General features: G+C 72.7%; 21 protein-coding genes. 18 read left to right on the top strand and 3 right to left on the bottom strand.

Annotated elements, in window-relative coordinates; translation table 11 throughout:
- Positions 1–2 precede the first annotated feature (2 nt).
- Positions 3–1061 carry an NAD(P)H-dependent flavin oxidoreductase gene (locus C4T78_RS10495; protein WP_235863687.1) on the bottom strand — a complete coding sequence of 353 codons (1059 nt, stop codon included), beginning with the start codon at positions 1059–1061 and terminating at the stop codon, positions 3–5.
- A 132-nt stretch (positions 1062–1193) separates the two neighbouring features.
- Between C4T78_RS10495 and C4T78_RS10490 the strand changes: the two genes are divergently transcribed.
- On the top strand, positions 1194–2069 hold the full coding sequence (locus C4T78_RS10490; protein ID WP_093355684.1) for a LysR family transcriptional regulator: 876 nt from the start codon (positions 1194–1196) through the stop codon (positions 2067–2069).
- A gap of 191 nt (positions 2070–2260) precedes the next feature.
- Here the strand turns inward: C4T78_RS10490 and C4T78_RS10485 are convergent, their stop codons facing one another.
- A complete protein-coding gene (locus C4T78_RS10485) occupies positions 2261–3505 on the bottom strand; it encodes an MFS transporter (protein ID WP_093355680.1) in 1245 nt (414 codons plus the stop codon).
- A gap of 147 nt (positions 3506–3652) precedes the next feature.
- On the opposite strand from C4T78_RS10485, the gene amiA reads away from it, so the two are divergent.
- The 14 genes from amiA (at position 3653) to C4T78_RS10420 (ending at position 18306) form a co-directional block, all read left to right on the top strand.
- A complete protein-coding gene (gene amiA / locus C4T78_RS36970) occupies positions 3653–3757 on the top strand; it encodes a streptamidine family RiPP (RefSeq protein WP_246025743.1) in 105 nt (34 codons plus the stop codon).
- A 70-nt stretch (positions 3758–3827) separates the two neighbouring features.
- Positions 3828–4613 (top strand): hypothetical protein, encoded by a 786-nt coding sequence (locus C4T78_RS10480; RefSeq protein ID WP_093355677.1) that lies wholly within the window; start codon positions 3828–3830, stop codon positions 4611–4613.
- Entirely contained in the window at positions 4610–6049 is a 1440-nt protein-coding gene (locus C4T78_RS10475; RefSeq protein WP_093355675.1) for a CocE/NonD family hydrolase, read from the top strand. Before C4T78_RS10480 ends, C4T78_RS10475 begins: the two co-directional genes overlap by 4 nt.
- Positions 6039–7400, top strand: a complete 1362-nt coding sequence (locus tag C4T78_RS10470) for a YcaO-like family protein (protein WP_093355673.1) — start codon at positions 6039–6041, stop codon at positions 7398–7400. Before C4T78_RS10475 ends, C4T78_RS10470 begins: the two co-directional genes overlap by 11 nt.
- Positions 7401–7462: 62 nt before the next feature.
- On the top strand, positions 7463–8599 hold the full coding sequence (locus tag C4T78_RS10465) for a nitroreductase family protein (RefSeq protein ID WP_093355670.1): 1137 nt from the start codon (positions 7463–7465) through the stop codon (positions 8597–8599).
- 20 nt (positions 8600–8619) lie between these two features.
- The gene (locus C4T78_RS10460) at positions 8620–9369 is read left to right on the top strand and encodes a sugar phosphate isomerase/epimerase family protein (RefSeq protein ID WP_235863686.1); all 750 of its coding nucleotides are present in this window, start codon (positions 8620–8622) and stop codon (positions 9367–9369) included.
- A 77-nt stretch (positions 9370–9446) separates the two neighbouring features.
- Positions 9447–10427: an ABC transporter substrate-binding protein gene (locus C4T78_RS10455; protein WP_177247694.1), complete on the top strand. Its 981-nt coding sequence runs from the start codon at positions 9447–9449 to the stop codon at positions 10425–10427.
- Entirely contained in the window at positions 10424–11419 is a 996-nt protein-coding gene (locus C4T78_RS10450) for an iron chelate uptake ABC transporter family permease subunit (protein ID WP_177247693.1), read from the top strand. The genes C4T78_RS10455 and C4T78_RS10450 overlap by 4 nt, the downstream gene beginning before the upstream one ends.
- Positions 11416–12432, top strand: a complete 1017-nt coding sequence (locus C4T78_RS10445; RefSeq protein ID WP_093355660.1) for a FecCD family ABC transporter permease — start codon at positions 11416–11418, stop codon at positions 12430–12432. The genes C4T78_RS10450 and C4T78_RS10445 overlap by 4 nt, the downstream gene beginning before the upstream one ends.
- Positions 12432–13223, top strand: a complete 792-nt coding sequence (locus C4T78_RS10440) for an ABC transporter ATP-binding protein (protein WP_093355657.1) — start codon at positions 12432–12434, stop codon at positions 13221–13223. Before C4T78_RS10445 ends, C4T78_RS10440 begins: the two co-directional genes overlap by 1 nt.
- A 35-nt stretch (positions 13224–13258) precedes the next feature.
- Positions 13259–14188, top strand: coding sequence for a LysR family transcriptional regulator (locus tag C4T78_RS10435; RefSeq protein ID WP_093355655.1), 930 nt, complete (start codon positions 13259–13261; stop codon positions 14186–14188).
- A 109-nt stretch (positions 14189–14297) separates the two neighbouring features.
- A complete protein-coding gene (locus C4T78_RS10430; RefSeq protein WP_093355653.1) occupies positions 14298–15626 on the top strand; it encodes an MFS transporter in 1329 nt (442 codons plus the stop codon).
- Positions 15623–16861, top strand: a complete 1239-nt coding sequence (locus C4T78_RS10425; protein WP_093355651.1) for a M20 family metallo-hydrolase — start codon at positions 15623–15625, stop codon at positions 16859–16861. The genes C4T78_RS10430 and C4T78_RS10425 overlap by 4 nt, the downstream gene beginning before the upstream one ends.
- The gene (locus C4T78_RS10420; protein WP_093355648.1) at positions 16858–18306 is read left to right on the top strand and encodes an amidase; all 1449 of its coding nucleotides are present in this window, start codon (positions 16858–16860) and stop codon (positions 18304–18306) included. The genes C4T78_RS10425 and C4T78_RS10420 overlap by 4 nt, the downstream gene beginning before the upstream one ends.
- A 186-nt stretch (positions 18307–18492) precedes the next feature.
- On the opposite strand, the gene C4T78_RS10415 is transcribed toward C4T78_RS10420, so the two are convergent.
- A complete protein-coding gene (locus C4T78_RS10415) occupies positions 18493–18735 on the bottom strand; it encodes a hypothetical protein (RefSeq protein ID WP_093355645.1) in 243 nt (80 codons plus the stop codon).
- A 256-nt stretch (positions 18736–18991) separates the two neighbouring features.
- Here C4T78_RS10415 and C4T78_RS37305 point away from each other — a divergent pair, with 256 nt between their 5' ends.
- The 3 genes from C4T78_RS37305 to C4T78_RS10400 are packed head-to-tail and all read left to right on the top strand — an operon-like array spanning position 18992 to position 22103.
- The gene (locus C4T78_RS37305) at positions 18992–19624 is read left to right on the top strand and encodes a TetR/AcrR family transcriptional regulator (RefSeq protein ID WP_093355643.1); all 633 of its coding nucleotides are present in this window, start codon (positions 18992–18994) and stop codon (positions 19622–19624) included.
- A complete protein-coding gene (locus C4T78_RS10405; RefSeq protein WP_093355640.1) occupies positions 19621–20511 on the top strand; it encodes an ABC transporter ATP-binding protein in 891 nt (296 codons plus the stop codon). The genes C4T78_RS37305 and C4T78_RS10405 overlap by 4 nt, the downstream gene beginning before the upstream one ends.
- Positions 20508–22103, top strand: coding sequence for an ABC transporter permease (locus tag C4T78_RS10400; RefSeq protein WP_093355638.1), 1596 nt, complete (start codon positions 20508–20510; stop codon positions 22101–22103). The genes C4T78_RS10405 and C4T78_RS10400 overlap by 4 nt, the downstream gene beginning before the upstream one ends.
- The last annotated feature ends 4 nt before the right edge of the window (positions 22104–22107 follow it).

Raw genomic sequence — 22107 nt, 5'->3', positions numbered from 1 at the left:
GCTCAGGCGAGCAGCTCGCGCGCGTCGGCCCACATGCGCTCGACGATCTCGCCGGCCGGTGCCGCAGCGGCCAGGGACGCGCTCTGCCCCGCCCAGTAGTTGACCCGGTCGACCCCGGCCGCGCCACCTCGCCGCCACTGGCCCACGAGTCGCCGCTGGACCGGGTAGTGGGCGGGCAGCGGTGCGTCGTCGCTGGCCCAGGCGGTCACGAACGGCGTGGGCACTGCTCGTCCGAGCCTGCCGCTGTAGGCGCGGGTGGTCACCGTCCGCTCCGGCGGCAAGCCCTCCAGGGACGCCGACCAGTCGTCGTGGATGCCCGCCTCGGGCGAGCGCAGAAACGCGGTTCCGACCTGGACGGCGCTCGCGCCCAGCGCCAGCGCGGCGGCCACACCGCGGCCGTCGCCGATCCCACCGGCCGCGATCACCGGGACGCGCAGGTGGTCGACGAGGTGCGGGAGCAGCGCGAACAGGCCGACGTCGGTCTGCTCGGCGACCTGCGGGTCGAAGCTGCCCCGGTGCCCGCCGGCCTCCATGCCCTGGGCGACGACGGCGTCGGCACCGGCTTCCTGCGCCGCCAGCGCGTCGGCGAGGTTGGTCGCACAGGCGAACCACGCGATGCCCTCCCGGTGCAGCCGCGCCACGAAGTCGGGCTCGAAGAGCCCCATGATCGAGGAGATGACGGCGGGCCGGGCGGCCAGCATGGCCTCGCACTGCTCGGCGAAGACCGGGCCCGGCGCCGCGGCCTCGCCCGGTTCGCCGAAACCGGCCAGGAACCGCTCGGCCGCCTGCTGCCGCTCGGGCGCGTCGACGGGCTCGTCCGGGATCCAGATGTTGAGCTGGCACGGGCCGTCGGTGCCGGCGCGGAAGCGCTGCATCCAGCTGGTGATGCGTTCGGGCTGGTCGAGCACCACGCCGTTGGCGCCCATCCCGCCCGCCTCGGCGACCGCGATCGCCAGCTCCGGCGGGCAGGCACCGGCCATCGGCGCCTCCAGGATCGGCGCGCGCAGCCCGAAGCGCTCGCAGAAGTCCTGAACCCGTTGCTGCGTCCGCTGTCCCGCCACTGCTGTTCTCCCCGCTCTCGCCCTGGGCATCCGGTGCCAGGTGAACGCTAAGCTCCGCCTGGCATCGTGTCCAACGATGAGTGACGAACGCAGCCATCGTCGCTCGCGAACCCGGAGGGCGGGAGTGATCGCGTGGAGTTGTCCGACCTGCGGATCTTCGCCGCGGTGGCGCGCGCCGGTGGCATCACGCGCGCGGCCGCGGAGCTGCACACCGTGCAGTCCAGCGTCAGCGCGCGCGTGGCAGGGCTGGAACGGGAGCTCGGCGCGGCACTGCTCCGCAGGCACGCGCGCGGAGTCACCCTGACCGCGGCGGGGGAGCAGTTCCTCGACCGCGCCCGGCGGATCATCGCTCTCGCCGACGAGGCGGTCCGCATCGTCCGGGACGAGACGCCCCGCGGGCCGCTGCGGATCGGGGCGATGGAGACCACGGCGGGAATCCGGCTGCCACCGGTCCTGGAGGCCTACACCGCGGCCTGGCCGGAGGTGGACCTGTCCGTGCTGACCGGGCCCACCGACTCGCTGGTGGCGCAGGTCAAGGACCACGCCCTGGACGGAGCACTCGTGGCCGGACCCGTCGATGACCAGGAGCTGCACGAGGAGGAGATCTTCACCGAGGAGCTGGCGATCGTCACGGCGGTGCGCCACCGCGACCTAGACCAAGCGCTGCACACGCCTCGGTTGCTCGTGTTCCGCGCGGGGTGCTCCTACCGGCGCAGGCTCGAATCCGTCGCCCGAACCCGCGGCGTGGAACCGAAGATCCTCGAATACGGCTCGGCAGAAGGCATTCTCGGCTGCGTGGCAGCAGACCTCGGCATCACGATGCTGCCCCGCGAACTGGTGGACCGCTCCGGACTGCGCCACCGACTCCGCCTGCACTCCGCAACACCGGTCCCGACGGTCTTCATCCGCCGCCACGATGCGCACGTCACCACGGCCCTGAAGGAGTTCACCCGCCACCTCCGCGAAACCCCCAGCACCGAAAAGACAACACCGCGCATCGCGTCCTGACTGCCCTCCCCACCCCGTCCCGTGCGCAATTTCAATTGAAATCAGACGTCTGATTTCAATTGAAATTGCACAGGACTCCGACATCCGTCGGCGTGTCGTGGGACGACACACCGACGGTGCGCAACTTCCATTGAAGTTGGAGGTGTGATTTCAATTGAAATTGCGTCGTTCCGGTCGGTCCGGGGGTTCGGTCAGGGTCGGGGTTGCTTGCGGAGGGGGGAGCACCAGGCCGCGATCACTCCGATCAGGAGGACGAGGACTCCGGCGGCGATTCCGGTTCGGGGGCCCGCTCCGGACATCGCGACCGCTCCGGCCAGGGCGGCTCCGGTCGGCATGCCGATTCCCCAGGACAGCATGCGGCAGGTCGTGTTGATGCGGCTCTGGAGCTCGTCGGGGCTGATCTGCTGGCGGTAGGTGATCGAGTTGATGACCACAGTGGAGTAAGCGGCTCCCCACGCGGTCGCCGACAGCGCCGCGGCGATCCAGTTCGTGCTGAGCAGCACGGCACAGCCGCACAGCAGGGAGACGGGCAGCGCGCCGAGCGCCAGGCGGGCGCCGCCGTAGCGCCCGCTCAGGCGCGGCACGATCCGCGAGGCGAGCAGGCCGCCGATTCCCCAGCCGCTGAACAGGACCGCGATGCGCCAGTCCCCCGACGGCGGCACGCCGAGCACGCGATCGGCCCACGGGACGAGCATGGCCACGTAGGCGCCGCTGGCGACCGAGTGCGTGGTGCCCACGAAGGTGAGGGCGCGGACCACCCGGTGGCGGGCGAGGAATGCCAGCCCGGCCCGGATGTCGGCGAGGATCGAGGTCGTGGTGCGGCGCTCGGCGGCGTCCTTCGGCGTCGACAGTGGACGGACGATCGAGCGGACCAGCAGCCCGGAGGCCAGCGCGGTGACGACGTTGACGGCGATCAGCGGCGCGGGCGATACGATCGCGACCAGCAGGCCGGTCAGCGGTGGGATCGCCAGCTCGGCGAGCGTGGTCGCCGCGTAGACCTTGGAGTAGGCGGCGGTGAGGCGCTGCTTGCCGACGAGCGTGGGCAGCGCGCCGAAGTTCGCCGAGTCGAAGATCACGAACAGGGTCTGCACGCAGAACCCCACCACGAGCACGTGCGGTGCGGTGAGCACGCCGAAGGCCCATGCCGCCGGGATGGTGGCCAGCAGCGCGGCGCCGCCGAAGTCGGCGATCAGCATGAGGGCGCGGCGGTCGGCGCGATCGGCCACCGCGCCGGCGATCAGGCCGAACAGCAGGTAGGGGAGTGCCTCGGCGACGGCGATGGCCGAGGTCCAGCCGGGTGAGCCGGTGAGCTGGTAGACGAGGACGGGCAGGGCCACCGTCGCGACGAGGCTGCCCGTCACGGATGTCGCGCGCGCGGCCAGGTAGCGCCGGAAGTCCTGATCGGTGTCGGCCTCGTCGATCGTGGTGTGGGACACCAGAGCAGTGTAAATGGCAATCATTTTCGTTTGCGCAAGGGTTCGGGCCGGTGGGATGCGTCACGGCGGCGACAGTTGATCAGGCGATTGAAAATGATTGTCAGTTGCTGTTCACTGGGCCCTGCCGATCGGGAGGAGGTGAACGACATGGACGACGTGTTCCAGCGGGTGGAGGTCGAGCGGGAGCTCCCGCACAACTCCGCCAGCCACAGCAACGCCCTCGTGGAGAACCCCTTCGAGGACGACGAGTGACCACCTGCCGGTGCCGGCGCCTCGCGAGGTGCCGGCACCGGCTCGAAAACCTCCCGGAAAGGCAGGACCGATGGGACATCCCCGGCTCCGTCCCGGCTGCTCGGTGTTCACCGTCGAGGGCCGCGGCACCGTGCTGCGGGACGCCGCGGGGCAGATGTTCGACATCGCGCTGCCCGATGACGCCGTGCGCAGCGCGCTGACCGGAGCGGAGACCGAGGCGCTGGCGGCATTCCGCGAGGCCGGTCACCTCGGTGAGCGCGCGACGTGGCCGGCGGATCGCGCCCGGGTGGTCGTGCTCGCCGACGACGGTGCTCCGCTGCGCGAAGCGCTGCGTCGCGCGGGCGCGGAACCGGTTGTCGCACCGGCGAATTCGACCGCGGCGGAGCTCTTGGCGCATGAACCGGCAGCGGTGTGCGCCTGGTCCGACGGCCCGGCTCCGGGCCGGTGGCGCGAACTCGATGCGCTCGTGGACCACGGTGTGGCGTGGCAGCGCGCGAGCCGCGAAGGCAGGCACGTCCTGATCGAGCCGGTGGCGGGCGATGTGCGGCACCGCGACGTCGTCGCCCGTCGGCTGGCCGCCGCGGGTTCGGGTCACCGCCACCTCGCGGAGTTCTGGGCGCAGCACGGTGCCGGAGACGCGCTGCACGGCGAGGAAGCCGCTGATGCGGCGGATCTCGCGCTCGTGGTGGCGTTGCTGGTCGCCGACCTCCGGGCCTGGGCCGTCGGTCCGGGTGCCGGTGGCAGCGCGTTCCAGGCTGATCCGCTGCCCGCGAGCAGGCGGTTGCGCGTCGTCGGGCTCGACACCGGCGCGATCAGCGATCACCCGGTCCTGCCCGTTCCGGCCAGCGCACCGTGATCAGCGAGCACGTCGCCGCGGACGGTTGCCGACTCGCCGTGACCGTGGTGCCTGCCGACGCGCCGGGGCCGGTCGTCCTGCTGCGCACGCCGTACGGGCGGCACCGCCTGCTCGGCGAGGCGCGGGGCTGGGCTTCGCGCGGCTTCACCTGCGTGATCAGCGATGTGCGAGGACGTTTCGACTCGACCGGCGAGTTCCGGCCCTACGCGCACGAAGCGGCCGACGGTGCCGCGCTGGTCGACTGGATCGCAGAACAGGACTTCGGCGGTGGCCCGCTGCTCGCCGCAGGCGCGTCGTACGGCGCTCACTGCGCGGTCGTCGCGGCGCTGGCCAGGCCGGATGTGGTGCGCGGAGTGCTGGCGAGCGTCCCGGCGCTCGGGCTCGGCGAGACCGCGCGAGAGCCCGGAGGCGCTGCTCGGCTCGCCTGCCGCCTGGGATGGTGGGCCGAGCACGGCGGCACCGCGCGGCCCCGGGCACCGCACGACCCCGGCCTGCTGGCGGAAATCCCCGTCGCGGGGCTCGTCGGGAGGGCGATCGGCGCGACTCCACCGGGCTGGGACGAGCTCTGGACGGCACCTCGCCGCGACGAGCGGCTGTGGGACGGTGTGCGCGAGCTGCGCATGCCGTTGCTGGCGGTCGGGGGCGTGCACGATCCGTTCGCCTCGCACACCGTCGAACTCGCCGAAGCCTGGGGCGGGCCGACGCGCCTGGTCCTCGGCCCGTGGGGCCACGACCTGGATGCGCGCGAGCCCGGTGCCGCACTCGGCGGCGAGCGGATCGGTTCGCTGTACGTGCGGTGGGCGCGCGAGGTCTGCGACGGGATCAGCGGGAACGCTGCCGTGATCGCCACCGGCCCGTACGGCGGTTGGCGGCACCTGACACCCGATCGCACCGGATTCGCTTGCACGGTAGCGGAAAGCGCCTTCACCGCCGACCCGGACGCACCGTTCCGCTCGGACACCGCCTGCGCCGAGCCCGGAAGCCGGGCGCTGGTGCGCAGCGAGCCGCTCCACGCGGGCGAGATCGCTGGTCAGGTGACGGTGACCCTCGACGCCGAAGCCGACGTCGTCGACGCCGACTGGGTCGTGCGCATCGCCGTGGACGCCGGGCAGCAGATCGTGCCCCTGGCGCACGCGATCAGCCGCTGCGCACACCCGGCGGCGCGTCGCGAGGTCGTGATCACGACACCGCCCGTCGGTGCCCGGGTGCCCGCCGGTGCGCGGCTGGTCGTGGAGATCGCCGGTCACCACTGGCCAGCGCACGCCCGGAACCCGCACACCGGCACCGATCCGGTGCGCGCGACGGAACTGCTGGCCAGCGCGCGCCGCGTGCACGCCGCGCACCTCGACGTGCCGTGGCGGCCGCCCGGAACCGGTGCGGTGCTGCCGTCCGATCTGCTCGAACCCGACCAGGAGGTCACCCCGGATGTCCGCTAGCCCGACGATGCCGGTGGAGTCGCTGATCGACCCCGTCACCGGGATCGTGCGCCGTCTCGTCGACGTCGCGCCGGTGGAGGGCGCGCCGCCCCGCTACACGGGTGTCACCGCCGAAGTCGCCGACGCGCGCCGGCTCGGTGCCTGGCCCGCGGACCGGGTCAGCCTCGGCACCACCTTCGGCGCTCCGGAAGGAGCCCGCACCGCCGCGCTCGGCGAGGCCGTGGAGCGCTACTGCGGGAACCGCGTCGCACCCGGCCTCCGGTCGGCGACCGCGGCGGAGCTGCGCGGTGAGCGGATGTTCGGCCCGGACGACCTCCCGTTCTTCGCCCCGTGGCAGCACGACGCCCCGCGCTGGCCGTACCACCGGTTCACCGACGACCTGCCGGTGAAGTGGGTGCCGGGCACCGAAGACGGCGAACCGTGCTGGTTGCCGGCGTCGTGGGTGCACCTGAACTACCACAGCGGCGAGCGGCGCCGTGAGCCCCGCCTGCACCACCTCAACTACGCGGGCATCGCCACCGGCACCGACGAGCGGGATGCGTTCCGGCGCGGGCTGCTGGAACTGCTCGAACGCGATGCGCTGGAGCTGTGGTGGCACCTGGGCGGCCCGACGCGGGGCATCGACATCGACTCGGTGCCCGGCCTGGCCGGTGAGATGGCGGGATCGCGGCTGGCGGTGCACCTGGTGGAGCTGCCGACGGAGCACCCCGTCGCCTGCGTGGCGGCCGTGGTGGTGGATCCGGTGACCGGGATCGTCGGCGGCGGTGGTGCGGCGCGGTTCGATCCGGCCGAGGCGTGCACCAAGGCGGTGCTGGAAGCCGTGCACACGTGGGTCTTCACGCTCGGCCTGATCGACCCCGGCGGCTGGGTCTTCGAGGCGATCCGCGCCGGGATCCTCGCCGAAGGCCTCTACCTGCCGTTCCGGGCCGACCGCCGCCACCTGGACGACGTCGGCACGCACTTCGGCCGGGTCCGGGACCTCGGCGCGCAGGTCCAGGTGTGGCTGGACGAACGGGTGCAGCAGCGCTCGCTGCCCCGGTTCACCGAGCCGGAGCAGGTGATCGGAGCCGGTGAACTGCCGCGCGGTGACCTGGATTCGCTGCTGTCGAGCCTGCGCGGCGCCGGGTGCCGGATCGCGCACGCCGACCTGACCACCGAGGACGTGGCGCACACACCGCTGCGGGTGGTGCGCGTGTGCGCCACGGGCCTGGTGCCGAACGCGCCCGCGGCCTTCCGGTACTGGGGATTGCCGCGGTGGCGCGAGGTCATCGAGGCGCGCGGCTGGGCTCCGGGCGCGGATCCGCTCAGCGGGCCGGACCGCCTCGTCGTCGAACCCCCGCCCTTCCTGTGAGCGTCTGCGAATCGTTGCGCCGGGCATGGCGCGGAGAACCGCCAGGTGTCACCGAGCACGCGTTGCGACCGGCAGAGCGCCGGAGCTGGCCGGGGCCCGAGATCGTGCTGGGCCGGTGGCCGCGCGGTGGTGTCGGCGCGCTGCTGGACCTCGCGCTGGCTTCGTCGCCGCGGCGAGCCGGGGGAGTGCGGCTGCGCCGCGTGCCTTCGGCGGGCGGCCGGTACCCGGTCGAAGCGCACGTCGTCCACCGCGGCACCGCCTGGCGGTACGACCCGGTGCGCCACGCGCTGGCCGCACCCGCGCCGTCAGCTGCGTCCACATCGGACATCCGGATCGTGCTGTCGCTGAACCCGGTGCGGACGTGGTGGCGGTACGGACCCCGGTCGCTGCCGGTGCTGCTGCTCGACCTGGGGCACGCGCTGGGCGCGGTGCTGGCCGCGGCCGCCGCGCTGGGGCATCCGACACGGGCCGTGACGGGCCCGGGCGTGGACGTGCTGGCGGAGTGTGCGGGCCTTCCGCACGCGGGAGGTGTCGTGCGCTGGCCGGGGTGCGCTCCCGAGTTTCCGCTGGCAGTGGTGGAGATCGGCGATGCACTGACCGTCCCGCTGGCGACACCGGTGCAGCGCGCGCCCTTCCCGGAGCCGCTGCTCGACGACGTCGTCGCGGCGCACGGTGCAGCGGCGTGGGACCAGCTGATCGCGGCGTTGGCCGAGCTCGGTGCCGGAACGCCGGAACGGGCGTGGCAGTGGCGCGGGCCCGCACCGGCGGTTCCCGACCTGCTGGCCCGGGCGGCTGCGCCGTGGGAGGCGATCGATCCAGGTCACGTACCGGCGGAACTGGCGGGCGCGGCCGCACCGGTGGCGGTGGGGCGGATCGCGATGCTGGAAGTCGCGGGGAACGACCTGGTCGCCGACCTCGCACCGCGTTCGTGCGGCCAGCCCGAAGTCCTCGGTGCGGGCGCGCTGCTGGTGACGACCGGAACGGTCGATCCCGATCCGCCGACGGCCTTCGCCGAGCATCTCGGAGCCGGCCTGGCGGTGCACGCGGCCTGGTTGGCCGCCACCGGCCTGGGCCTCCCGGCGCGGCCGGTCGGCTGCTGGATCGACGCGGTCCTGCGCTCCGCGGCGGGCCCCGCCCGCCTGCTCCACGCGCTCGCGATCGGCGGGCGAGCACTCATCGAGGAGGACGGAACAACATGATCATCCCGGGGTTGGCTTCGGTGACCTTTCGGCAGCTCGACCCGGCGCAGGTGGTGTCGGTGGCGCTGGACTGCGGACTGCAGGTCGTGGAGTGGGGCGGTGACGTGCACGTGCCCGCCGGCGCCGTCGGCACCGCGCGCGCGGTTTCCGCGCTGTGCGCCGATCACGGCATCGCGATCGGCACGTACGGCTCGTACTACAAAGCCGGTCACACCGACGAGTCCGAGTTCGACGCGGTGCTGCGCACGGCCGCCGCGCTGGGTGCTCCGCGCATCCGCGCGTGGGCCGGGGTCGTCGGCTCCGCGGATGCGGACGCCGAGCAGCGCGCCCGCGTCGTGGCCGATCTCCGGCGCTGCGCGGATGCGTGTGCCGCAGAAGGGATCCGGCTCACCGTCGAGCACCACGTCGAATCGCTGACCGACGACATCGACTCGGCGGTGCGGCTGCGCGAGGAGGTCGGACACGACGCGCTGGTCGCGCACTGGCAGCCGCGCGAGCTCCCGGATGCCGCCGAGTGCGTGCGGGAAGTGCGCGCGCTGCTGCCGGATCTGGTGTCGGTGCACGCGTTCTCGTGGGGCGCGGACGGCTTCACCGAACGGTTGCCGCTCGATGCCCGCCTCGACCTCTGGGACGCGGTCCTGCGCGAACTCGCTGCTGACGGCAGGCGGCGGGAGGTGCTGCTGGAATTCGTGCCCGGCGACAGCGTGGAGGCCTGCCGGCGCGATGCGGCAGCGCTGCGCGATCGCATCGCGGCGACCATGGACAACTGAACATGAAAACGGTTACCGTCGGATCTTCGACTCTTCCCGGGAGGAATCCAGTGCGTGCTGAGCGCAGCACCGCCCGAATGCTTCTCGCCGCTCTGCTGGCCACGGCACTCGCCGGTTGTTCGGCCGCTCCGGAGGAGCAGCCCGCCGACGCCGCACCCGCCCCGGCTCCGGTGATCGACCGCGCCGCGCAGCCGTTATCGGCGTCGACGACCATCACCGACCCGCACGGCCAGCAGCTCAGCCTGCCGAAGGCACCGGAGCGGATCGTCTGCCTGAGCGGGCTCTGCGACGACATGCTCGTCGAACTCGGCATGACACCGGCGGGCACGAGCAACCCGGACCTGCTCGCGCATCCCGCGCTGATGGGGGAGCGCGCCGAGACCGTTCCGGTCGTGCCGGGCAGCTTCGGTTCCGAGGACGTCGAGAGCATCGCGGCACTGCGGCCCGACCTCGTGATCGGCCTCTCCGGGGTGCACGACGCACTGCGCCCCGCGATCGAGGGATTCGCGCCGCTGTGGCTGACCGAGCCCGCCGACTGGCAGGAATCGGTCCAGTACCTGCGGAATCTGGGATCGCTGACCGGGCGCACCGAGCAGGCCGTGACCGCGGAGGCGGCATTCCGCACCAAGCTCGCCGACGCCGTGCAGGCCACCCGCGCGAGCGGGCAGGCAGGCCGCAAGGTCGTGCTGATGTACGGCAGCGCCGAGTCGATCGGCGTGGACACCAGCGATTCGCTCAAGGGCGATCTGCTGGCCCAGCTGTTCAACTACCCCTTCCCGGCCCGGGGCGCCGATGTCGAGACGGCCAACAACTACAGCGTCGAGGAACTGCTGGCGAAGCAGCCCGACGTCGTGCTGGCCTACTCGCTGCTGTTCTCGGCGGAGGACCGCACGCTCAGCGCGCAGCTCGCCGACAACCCGGTGTGGCAGCAGATCCCGGCGGTGCGGGAGCAGCAGGTGCACGAAGTGCACGCCAAGCTGTTCGGCTCCGGCCGCGGCACCCGGAGCCTGGCGGCGATCATCGACGAAGCCGCGGAACTGGTGCCAGCAGCCCGATGAGCGCTCTGTTCCGGCGCGGCGACCGGCTTCTCGCGGGTGCCCTCGCAGTGGTGCTGGTCGCCGCGTCGTTGATGCTCGGCGAGCCGTTCGTGGGCGTGAACCGCCTTCCGCACGCGCTGACCGCCGACGGCGGTGTCGAGCACGCGGTGGTGGTCCTGCTGCGCGCACCGCGTGTGGTGCTCGCCGTGTTCGCCGGAGCGCTGCTGGGCGTCGCCGGTCTGCTGCTCCAGGAATCCCTGCGGAACCCGCTGGCGGTGCCGGAAATGCTCGGCGTGTCCAGCGGTGCGGCGGCGGCCGTGGCGGGTTGCGTCGCGTGGGGCGTCTCGGTTCCCGGCGCTCCGCTCGTGCCCGCGCTGGCGGGCTCGGCGATCGGTGGCGCCGTCACGATGCTGGCCGTGCGCGGGGTTCGCGACCGGGCGGCGGTGCTGCTCATCGGCGCGGCCGTCAGCGCCGGGCTGCACGCGGTGATGCTGACGGCGCTGTCCCTGTCGGACTCGCGCGATCAGGGCGTCCTGGTGCGCTACCTGCTGGGCTCGCTGACCGGGACGACGTGGGAGACCGTCGCGACGATGGCGCCGGGGCTGTTGATCGGCCTGCCGCTGGCCGCGTTGATGATCCCCGCGCTCGGCGTGCTCCGGCTCGGCGACGACACGGCCGCCGCGCTGGGCGCCTCCCCGGCCCGGGCGCGCGCCGCGACGCTGGCCGTCGGCTGCCTGCTCACCGCGGTGGTGGTCGGGCCGTGCGGGCCGGTGTCCTGGGTCGGCTTCCTCGCGCCGCAGCTCGGCCGCTGGCTGCGCCCGCGCGGCACGCACCGGTCGTGGCTGCTGTGGTCGGCCGCGCTGGGCGCGCTGCTGGTGGTCGCAGCGGATCTGCTGGCGCGAGCGGTGCTGCACCCGGTCGAACTGCCGGTGGGCGGGCTGACCGCGGTCGTCGCGATCTGCGCCGGTGTGCTGCTCCTGCTGCGCCGCAAGGCGTCGGTGGTGGCGCGGTGATCCAGCGGATTCCCCGCCCGCTGCGGCTGGGCGTGCTGCTCGGCGCAGTGCTGGCCCTGGCTTCGGCGCACCTCGCGACCGGGTCGACGGCTTCGGCCGCGGAGACCTGGGCCGCGGTGTTCGGCCACTCGGACCGGCTGACCGCGCAGATCGTCCACGACCTGCGGATGCCGCGGATGCTCGTCGGTGCCGGAGCGGGCATGTGCCTGGGCATGGCCGGTGTCGTGCTGCAAGCCGTGCTGCGCAATCCGCTGGCCTCGCCGGATGTGACCGGAGTCGGCTCGGGCGCGGTGCTGGGCGCGGTCGCCGCGACGCTGATCGGCGGCGATCTCGCCTCTCCCGACCGGATGATCCTGGTGGCGGTGGTCGGCGGCACGCTGGGCGGCGCGGTGCTGTGGCTGGTCGCGATGCGGGCGGGCACCGATCCGGTGCGGTTGGTGGTGATCGGCGTGATGGTCTCGGCGGCGTTCAGCGGCGGCAGCATGGTGCTGCTCACCGCGCGCCCCCAGCTGACCGGTTCGATGACGCAGTGGCTGATCGGCTCGCTCAACGGCCGCACCTGGGCGCACTGGTCGGCGTTGTGGCCGTGGCTGCTCACGGCAGCGGTGGCCGGGCTGCTGGTGTCCGCGGTGATCCAGCTGCTGTCGGTCGACGACGACCACGGGCACGCCGTCGGCCTGGCGGTTTCGCCTTGGCGCAGCGCGGTTCTGCTGGTCGCGGTCGTGCTCACGGCGGTGGCGATCGCCTCCGTCGGCGCGATGGCCTTCGTGGGGCTGCTCGCCCCGCACGCCGCGCGCGCGTTGTTCGGCGCCGACCTGCGCTTCGCCCTGCCCGCGGCCGGAATGCTCGGCGCCGCGGCGGTGTGCGGCGCGGACGTCGTGGCCCAGACCGTCACGTCGTGGGCCGCCGATCCTTCGCACGCCGGCGTTCCCACCGGAGCGGTGACCGCGGTGCTCGGCGCGGTGGTCCTGATCCGGGTGGCCAGGCGTACTTCGACCACCGGAGGGAACTGATGAGCGCCTTGCAGGCCAACGGGGTCACCGTCCGCTTCGGCGACAGGGTGGTCCTCGACGGCGTCGACCTCGCGGTCTCCGAGGGCGAATGGGTGGCGCTGGTCGGCCGCAACGGCTGCGGCAAGACGACGCTGCTGCGGGCGCTCGGCGGGCTGCGCGCCCCGGACGCCGGGGAAGTGCTCGTGCGCGGCCGGGCGCTGCGCGCGCTGTCCCGCCGCCAGATCGCCCGCGAGGTCGCGGTGCTGCCGCAGTCGATGCCCTCGGTGCCCGGTCTCACCGTCCGCCAGCTGGTGCGCCAGGGGCGGTACGCGGTGCGCGGGCCGCTCGGGATGCTCGCCGGAGGGGACGACGCGCAGGTGCGCGAGGCGATGGCGGTCACCGGCGTCGAATCCTGCGCCGACGAGCTGGTCGACCGGCTCTCCGGCGGCGAGCGCCAGCGCGTGCGGCTGGCGCTCGCGCTCGCCCAGGACACCTCGATCCTGCTGCTCGACGAGCCGACCACCTACCTGGACATCGGCCACCAGCTGGAAGTCCTCGAACTCGTCCGCCGCCTGCAGCACGAGCGCGGGCTCAGCGTGGTGACCGTGCTGCACGACCTGGAGCAGGCCGCCCGCTTCGCCGACCGCGTCGTCGCCCTCCGCCACGGTGCCGTCCACACCGAGGGCCCGACCGCCGAGGTCGTCGACGAGGAGCTGCTGGCAGCGGTGTTCGGCGTGTCCGGCCGGGTCTGGCTCGACGAGCTCACCGGACGGCCGCTGTGCACCTACGACTCGGTGCACGCCGAGCAGTAGCCCGGCGACACGTCCGGATGGCAGCATGTCGTGGCATGACGCGGTCGTTCACCCTGGTCCAGCTCCGCTACTTCTGCGCGGTGGCCGAGCAGGAGAACATGACGGCCGCGGCCGCCGCGCTCAACGTCACCCAGTCCACGCTGTCCTCCGCGGTCGCCCAGCTGGAACAGGTCATGGGCACACCGCTGTTCACCAGGCTCCCGCGCCGCGGGCTGCGGCTCACGCGCGCCGGCCGCCGCCTGCGCGAGAGCGCACTGCTGCTGCTGGAGGACGCCGACCAGCTGCCGGGCGCGGTCCGCGAGGAAGGGCCGGTGCTGGCCGGTGACCTCACCGTCGGCGTGTTCGGGCCGCTCGCGCCGTTCCGGGCCTCGGTCATCCTGGAGGAGTTCGAGCGCGAGCACCCCGGCGTGACCCTGTCGTTCCTGGAAGGCGACCAGGAATTCCTCCGCCGCGCGCTGCGCGACGGCAAGTGCGAGCTGGCGCTGATGTACGACCTCGGCCTCGGCGGCGAACTGCCGCGCCGCGTGCTGCGGCGAGTCCCGCCGCACGTCATCGTCTCGCCGGAGCACCCGCTGGCCGCCGTTCCCGGACAGCCGGTGAGCCTGCGCGAGCTGGCCGCCGAACCGCTGATCCTGCTGGACCTGCCGCACAGCCGGGAGTACTACCTCAGCCTCTTCAAACTCCTCGGCGTGGCGCCGAGGATCCGCCACCGCGCCAGCGGGTACGAGACGGTCCGGGCGTTCGTCGCCCGCGGGCACGGCTACTCGGTGCTCAACCAGCGGCTGCCGCACGACCTCACCTACGCGGGCAGCCCGGTGGTGCCGCTGCCCGTCGCCGAGGAGCTGCCGCCGATCGAAGTGCTGCTCGTCCGACCGGGCGGCACCCGGCCGACCCTCAAGTCGAAGGCTTTCGAAGAGATCTGCCTGCGCGTCTACGGCGTGACACCGGTCGTTTCCATCGACTGAGCCGATCGTGCAGTTGCGGTCGAATCTGTTGGACACCTGGCGTGCGGCTGCTGAGCATGGTCACACCTGCGACGCCTTCGTCGCCCCACCTCTCGTTGGGAGCAGCCAGTTGAGGACGAGCGAGCACGGCACCCGCGGCAGAGCACCGACCCGCCCCACGGGCGTCCAGAAGCGCGTTCTCGCGGGTGGCAGCGTCGGGCAGTTCATCGAGTTCTACGACTTCACCCTCTACGGCCTGTCCGCCGTCACCCTCGCCGCGCTGTTCTTCCCCGGGGACAGCCAGCTGGCGAGCATGCTGTCCACGTTCGCCACCTTCGGCGTCGCCTTCTTCGTCCGGCCGCTCGGCGGGCTCTTCTTCGGCGCGCTCGGCGACCGCATCGGGCGGCGCAAGGTCCTCTACACCACGCTGCTGACCATCGGCGGGGCGACCACGCTGATCGGGCTGCTGCCCACCTACGCCACGATCGGCGCCGCGGCGCCCGCGCTCCTGGTGCTGTGTCGCCTCGCGCAGGGCTTCTCCGCGGGCGGTGAATCCGTCGGCGCACCGGCGTTCGTGTTCGAGCACGCGCCGCTGGACCGGCGCGGTTTCTGGCTCTGCATCACGATCTCGGCGACGGCGCTGCCCTCCGTGGTCGGCGGCACCCTGATCTTCGTGCTCTCGCAGGCGCTGAGCCCCGAGGACTTCCTGTCCTACGGCTGGCGCATCCCGTTCCTGCTGGCGCTGCCGCTGGCCTTCATCGGCCTGTGGATCCGCAGCCGGACCGAGGAGAGCCCCGCCTTTCAGCAGGTGCTCCAGAAGGCCGAGCACCGCGAGCACTCCCCGGTGCGGGAGGCGTTCCAGGAGAACAAGGTCCGCATGCTGCAGGTCATCTTCGTGATGGGCCTGACCGCGCTGGGCTTCTACTTCCTCAGCGGCTACTTCGTGTCCTACCTCCAGGAAACCGGCCTCAGCCGGGAGGCGTCCCTGGTGACCAACGCGGCGGCGATGCTGCTCTACGCCCTGCTGCTGCCCGTCGGCGGCATCATCGGCGACCGCGTCGGGCGCAAGCCGATGCTGATCGCGGGCTCGCTGGCCCTCGCGGTGCTGGCCGTGCCGTCGTTCACCCTGGTCACCAGCGGTTCCCTCGGTCTCGCGCTGCTCGGGCAATCCCTGTTCGTGCTGTGCCTGATCACCTACGGCGGCGGCTGCTACGCGTTCTTCGTCGAGATCTTCACGACGCGGACGCGGTTCACCTCAGCCGCGGTGAGCTACAACGTCGCCTACGCGGCATTCGGCGGCACGGCGCCGTTCGTCGGCACCTACCTGGTCGGCAGCACCGGGTGGGAGTCCGCGCCCGGCTGGTACATGGCCGCTGCCGCGCTGATCGTTCTCGTCCTGCTGGTCACCACCCGGGTGCCCGAGACCCGGCGGCGCGTCGATGTGGAGGTCGCCCGATGAGCACCGAATCCTTCCTGACCGATTTCCACCAGGTGGCCGCGATCGGGGCCACCCCGGCCGGTGGCGTCGAGCGCCAAGCGGCCACCCCGGAGGACAAGCAGCTGCGGGACTGGTTCACCGCCTTCGCCGCGGAACGGGGCTGGCCGGTCCGGGTCGACTCCATCGGGAACCTGTTCGCGCTCGTCGAGTGGCGGCCCGGCGCCGACTACGTCCTGGTCGGATCCCACCTGGACAGCCAGCCGCTCGGCGGCCGGTTCGACGGCGCCTACGGCGTGATCGCCGCCCTGCACGCGGCCGACCGGCTCGCCGCGCGGGTCGCGCGGGGCGAGCCGCCGAAGTACAACCTCGCCGTCGTCGACTGGTTCAACGAGGAGGGCAGCCGGTTCGCGCCGTCGATCATGGGCAGCTCGGTCTTCGCCGGGCTGATGGACGAGCAGGAGATGCTGCGGGTCACCGATTCCGACGGCATCACCGTCGCCGAAGCGCTGGAGGCCATCGGCTACCGCGGCACCGACGAGCGGCCGAAACCGGCGGCCTACGCGGAGATCCACATCGAGCAGGGGCCGGTGCTCGAGCGCGAGGGCATCGCGCTCGGCGCGGTGGACCGCAGCTGGTACACCCAGAAGCTGGACGTGGAGGTGCTGGGGGAGCAGTCGCACACCGGCGCGACCGCGATGGCCGACCGCCGGGACGCCCTGGTCGCCGCGTCCAAGGTCGTGGTGCTCGTGCACGACGTCACCGCGGACTTCGAACCGGAGTCGATCGTGTCCTCGGTCGGCTACCTGACCCTCGAACCGAACTCGCCGATCGTGGTGCCCCGCCGCGTCCACCTCGTCGCCGACATCCGGGCCAACGCGCCGGAGATCGTCCAGCAGGCCCGCGCGCTGCTGCTGGAGCGGATCGCGGCGGTGGCCCGCGAGCACGACCTGACCATCGACGTCCGGGACTTCGACGTGCGCCCGGTCCAGCACTTCCCGGAGCAGGGCCTGGAGATCGCCGAGAAGGTGGCCGCCGATCTCGGTGCGGGCATCCGGCGGATCAACACCATGGCCGGGCACGACTCGGTGGCCATGAACCGCATCGTCCCGGCGCTGATGCTGTTCATCCCCTCCGTCGACGGGGTGAGCCACTGCGAGCGCGAGTTCACCAGCGACGACCAGATGGCCATCGGGGTCGACGCACTCACCGAGGCGACCTGGGAACTCCTCCAGGGCGAGTTGGAGGCGCAGCGGTGACGGAACTGATCCACCTCGACGCGGTCACCGCGCTGCGGGCCTTCCGCAGCCTGGAGCTCTCACCGGTGGAACTGCTGGACGCCGTCATCGCCCGGATCGAACGGGCCAACGGCGACCGGCACACCGGTGTCAACGCCTTCACCGAGACGCTGTTCGACGAGGCGCGCGCCGAAGCGAAGCTCGCGGAATCGGCCTACCTCCGCGCGGCCCGCGCCCAGGAACCCACCGCACCGCTGCTCGGAATTCCGGTGGCGACCAAGGAGCGGCACAGCCTCGCCGGACGGCGGATCGAGCAGGGCCTGGCCGCGCACGCCGGACGCGTGGCCGAGGTGGACCACCCGGTGATCGAGCGGGTCCAGCGCGCGGGCGGGATCGTGCACGCGCGCACGACCACTCCCGAGTTCAGCTGCGCCACGGTGACGCACAGCGCGATGTGGGGCGTGACCCGCAACCCGTGGAACCTCGACGCCACGCCGGGCGGATCCTCCGGCGGCGCGGGCGCCGCGCTGGCCGCGGGCATGACGACGCTGGCGACCGCATCCGACATCGCCGGCTCGACGCGCGTGCCCGCGGCGTTCACCGGGACCGTCGGCTACAAGGCGCCGTACGGCCGGATCCCGGGTCTCCCGCCGCTGTGCGCGGACTGGTACCGAGGGGACGGGCCGATGGGGCGCACGGTGGCCGACACCGCGCTGCTCGCTTCGGTCATGTCGGGACGGCATCCCGTCGACCACACCTCGTGGGGCCCGGAGGGCGTGCCGATCGCGCTGCCGGAGGACCCGGTCGACGCGCTGCGCGGCGTCCGGATCGGGTTCTCCCCGGATCTGGGAGCTTTCCCGGTCGAACCCGAGGTGGAAGCGGCCACCGCGGACGTCGTCGCCCGGCTGGAGAAGGCCGGTGCCGTCGTCGTGCCCGTCGACCTGCCGTGGACCGGCGAGCAGGTGGTGCGCACGATCTTCGCCCACTTCGGCCAGATCCTGGCTCCGGCCATGACCCGGGAAGCCGGTGCGGTGACGGAGCTGGCGCCCTACGCCCAGCGCTTCATCGCCGATGCCCGCCGCGCGGCCGAGCGCGACGACCTCGTCAACTCCTTCGTCCTCGACGCCGCCATGCAGCGCGAACTGGCCGCCGCGATGGCCGGGGTGGACGTGCTGCTCTGCCCGACCAACGCGGTCACCGCACTGACCGCCGACGACAACTACCTCGACGGCATCGACATCGCCGGACATCACCGGGAGCACTACTGGGCGGCGCACCTGACCAGCCCGTTCAACGTCGCCAACCGGTGCCCGGTGCTGGCGGTGCCCAGCGGCACGGCGAGCAACGGCGTCCCGACCGGAGTCCAGGTCGTGGGCCACCCGTTCGACGAAGAAGCGGTGTTCCGGGTGGGCGCGGGGATTGAAGCCCTCGTGCCGCGAAAGCCGTGGCCGGACCTGGAAGTTTGATCGGTGCCACGCCAGAACCACTGACCAGGGCGGAATTCCAGCCGCAGCGGATTCTGACGGGAGCGAGGCCTCGCGTCGTCTCCGCTCGGCTTGGAACGTCCGCCGACAGTGGCGGCAGCTGGTGACCGCACGAGTCTTCGGTGTCGACAGCAGTGCTGTCCCTCGGCCGGGAACCGTGGAGCGGCGCTAGGCGGCGGGGGAGGGCGTCGCGGAATCCTGCTGTCGTGCAGCGGGTTCGGCGGGTGCTGTCCGGCAGTTCGGCCGGACCATCTGAAGGACGACGAGCGCGCGAGTGGCTCGCTTGTCGCGCGCGATGAGCGCTGTGGCGCCCGCGAGGACGGTGAGCACCGCCGTCGGTGCGAAGCGGAGCACCAGCAGGACCACGGCGACGGAAACGGGCGCGCCAACGATGTAGGTCAGGGCGGACATCACGCGTTCTCCCTCGGTCGGGCGCAGGAGCACGCCGATGGCGTGTCCCAGCGCCTGCTGAAGAGGAACGCCTGCACCTCCACGGCCAACCGGTCCCCCGTTGCCGGTCACCGAGTCAGGAACAGACGATCTCGGACGTCGTCAGTGTCCCACCGCCCGCGCGAGCCGGGTACGTCCGATCGGCTGCATCGGACGCGGGCGACTACACGCTTGTGCAGTAGACTGCACGTGCGTATAGTCGGCGGTGGAGGTGGTCATGACCGAACCCGAAGACCTCACCGCTCGTGCGCGGATCCGGGATGCCGCGTTGCGGCACTTCGGCGAGCACGGCTTCGACCGGGCGACGATCCGCGGGATCGCCGAGACGGCCGGGGTGTCGTCGGGCTTGGTGCGCCACCACTTCGGATCCAAGGAAGCGCTGCGCGACGCGTGCGACGCGCACCTGGCCAAGGCGCTCGGCAAGATCAACGACCAGGTCAGGGCGGACAGCAGCCCGGGCGAGGTCAACTACGTCGCGGTCGCCGGAGCGGTCTTCGGGCCCTACCGCGCCTACGTCCTGCGCGCTCTGACCGAGGGGCGGGCGGCGCCGGTGTTCGACGAGCTGGTGCGGCTCGGGGCGCAGTGGCTGGCCGAAGCCGACGAAAAGCGTTCCGACGCACCGGAAGTGCCGCGCGAGGCCAGGGCGACGGTGGGCGCGGCGATGGCGCTGTCCGTCGCGGTTCTCCACGAGCACGTCTCGCGCGGGCTCGGCGTCGACGTGTTCAGCCCGGAGGGCGCCGACCTGCTCGCCCGGGCCCTGCTCGACATCTACTCGCACCCATACCTCAGCCCGGAGGAGGCGGCCGAGATGCGAGACCGCTTGCCGCAGGGCGGAAAGCGAACCGGATGACGGCTCCGATCGAGATGCGCGGACTGGTCAAGGCGTTCGGCCGCACGACCGCGCTGGACGGACTCGACCTCACTGTGAACGCCGGCGAGGTGCACGGCTTCCTCGGGCCGAACGGCGCGGGGAAGAGCACCGCGCTCCGGATCCTGCTCGGCCTGCTGCGCGCGGACGCGGGCACCGCCAGGCTGTTCGGCGGCGACCCGTGGCGCGATGCGACCGAGCTGCACTCCAGGCTGGCTTACGTGCCCGGAGACGTGACGCTGTGGCCGGGCTTGTCCGGCGGCGAGGTCATCGACCTCCTGATGCGAGAGCGCGGCCCGGCCGCACGCGCGCGCCGGGCGGAGCTGATCGAACGGTTCGGCCTGGACCCGCGGACCAAGGCGCGCGCCTACTCCAAGGGGAACCGGCAGAAGGTGGCGCTGATCGCCGCGTTCGCCTCCGGTGCCGAGCTGCTGGTCCTCGACGAACCCACCTCGGGCCTGGACCCGTTGGTGGAGCAGGTCTTCCGGGAACTCGTGCGCGAACAGCGCGGCGTCCGGACGGTGCTGCTGTCCAGCCACGTCCTGACCGAGGTCGAGGAGCTGTGCGACCGGGTCACCATCATCCGCGCCGGGCGCACGGTCGACACCGGGAGCCTCGCCGGGCTGCGACACCTGGCCCGCACCTGCGTCGAAGCCGAGGTCGCCGGGCCGCCCACCGCGCTCGCCGACCTGCCCGGGGTGCACGACCTGCGGGCCGACGGCGACGTGGTGCGCTTCGAGGTCGACCCGGCCGCGCTCGGCCCGGCGTTGCGGCAGCTCGACGACCTCGGCGTCCGCCGCCTCATCAGCCGGCCACCGACCTTGGAGCAGTTGTTCCTGCGCCACTACGACGAGGCGGTGTCGCGGTGAACGCCGGGGCACCGGCACTGGTCCGGCTCGCGCTGCGGCGCGAGCGCGGCATCGCACCGTGGTGGATCCTGCTGCTCGTCGCGCTGGCCCTGGTGCTGGTCTCCTACATCACCAGGGCCATGCCGACCCCGGAGCGGATGGCCGAGTACGCCGAGCTGATCAACCGGAACAGCTTCTTCCGGGCGCTGGGCGGCGGTTCCGTCGTGCCCGACCTCGGCTACCTCGCGGCCTGGCGCAGCGGCGGCTTCCTCTACGCGTTCAGCGCGTTGGCCGCACTGCTCGCCGTCGTCCGGCACACCCGCGCCGACGAGGACGCCGGGCGCGTCGAACTGCTGCGCGCGGGCGCGGTCGGCCGTTGTGCGCCGCTGACCGCTGCGCTGCTGGTGGCGGGCGGGGCCAGCCTCGCCGGTGGTGCCGCGACGGCGATCGCGCTGATCGGGATCGGCATGGAACCGGCCGGATCGCTGGCCTACGGCGCGGCGGTCAGCGCGGCCGGATGGCTCTTCGGCGCCATCGGCGCGGTGCTCGCCCAGCTCACCCGCACTGCGCGCACCGCGCGAGTGCTGGGCCTGTACCTGCTCGGAGCGGCATATGTGCTGCGCTACGCCGGTGATGCGTCCGGGCTGCTCTGGATGAAGTGGGCTTCTCCGCTCGGCTGGATCCACGCGGTGGAGCCGTACTGGAACGATCGCTGGTGGATGCTCGCGATCCCGCTGTCGGTGAGCGCCGTGCTGGTCGTCGCCGCCTACCGCCTGGCCGACCGCCGCGACCTCGGCGCCGGGATGTTGCCGGAGCGACGCGGCCCTGCCACCGCACCGGGCCTGCGCGGCCCGGTCGGCCTGGCGTGGCGGTTCCAGCGCGACCTGCTGCTCAAGTGGGCCATCGCGGTCGCCGCCGCGGCTGCCGGTGCGGGCGGGGTCAGCACGATGGTGCACCAGTGGACGCAGGCTCCCGGCGTCACGACGGACAACCTGCTGCGGGCCTTCGGCGGCAGTCCCGGCGCGGGTCTCGTGGACTTCGGCCTCTGGGCGATGATCCTGATCTTCGCCCACGTCATCGCGCTGTACCCGGTGCTGGCGGTGCGGCGGATGCGCGCCGAGGAGCGCTCGGGTCGCGCCGAGCTGGTGCAGTCCACGACGCTGACCCGAACCCGTTGGGCCGCAGGACATCTGGTCGTCCTGGGCCTCAACACGGCAGTCCTGCTCGCGGTCGCGGGCGGCGTGTTCGGCACTCTCTTCGCGGTCCTCGTCGGTGATCCCGCGACCGACATCCCGCGCGTCCTGGCCGCGACGCTGGGCACTCTCCCCGCGGTCTGGCTGGTGGCAGCGGTCTGCGTGCTGGCCTACGGAGCGGTTCCGCGCGCGTCCACGGCCCTCGCCTGGGCCGTGTGGACGGCAGTGGCAGTGCTGGGTCGGGCCGCGGGTCCGCTGTACGGGAACTGGGGCGGCAGTCCGTTCGAACCCTTCCACCACATCCCGAACACGCTCGCCGGAGCACCGTTCGACCCGGCCCCGGCGCTGATCATGGCAGGGCTGTCGGCGCTGCTGATCGGTACCGGCCTGATCGCGCTGCGCCGCCGCGACTTCGGTTGAGCCG

The sequence above is a fragment of the Saccharopolyspora kobensis genome, from assembly GCF_900108315.1.
Classification (GTDB): Bacteria; Actinomycetota; Actinomycetes; order Mycobacteriales; family Pseudonocardiaceae; genus Saccharopolyspora; species Saccharopolyspora kobensis.
Note: the sequence above shows the minus strand (reverse complement) of the source record. Positions and strands in the feature narration are given on the sequence as shown.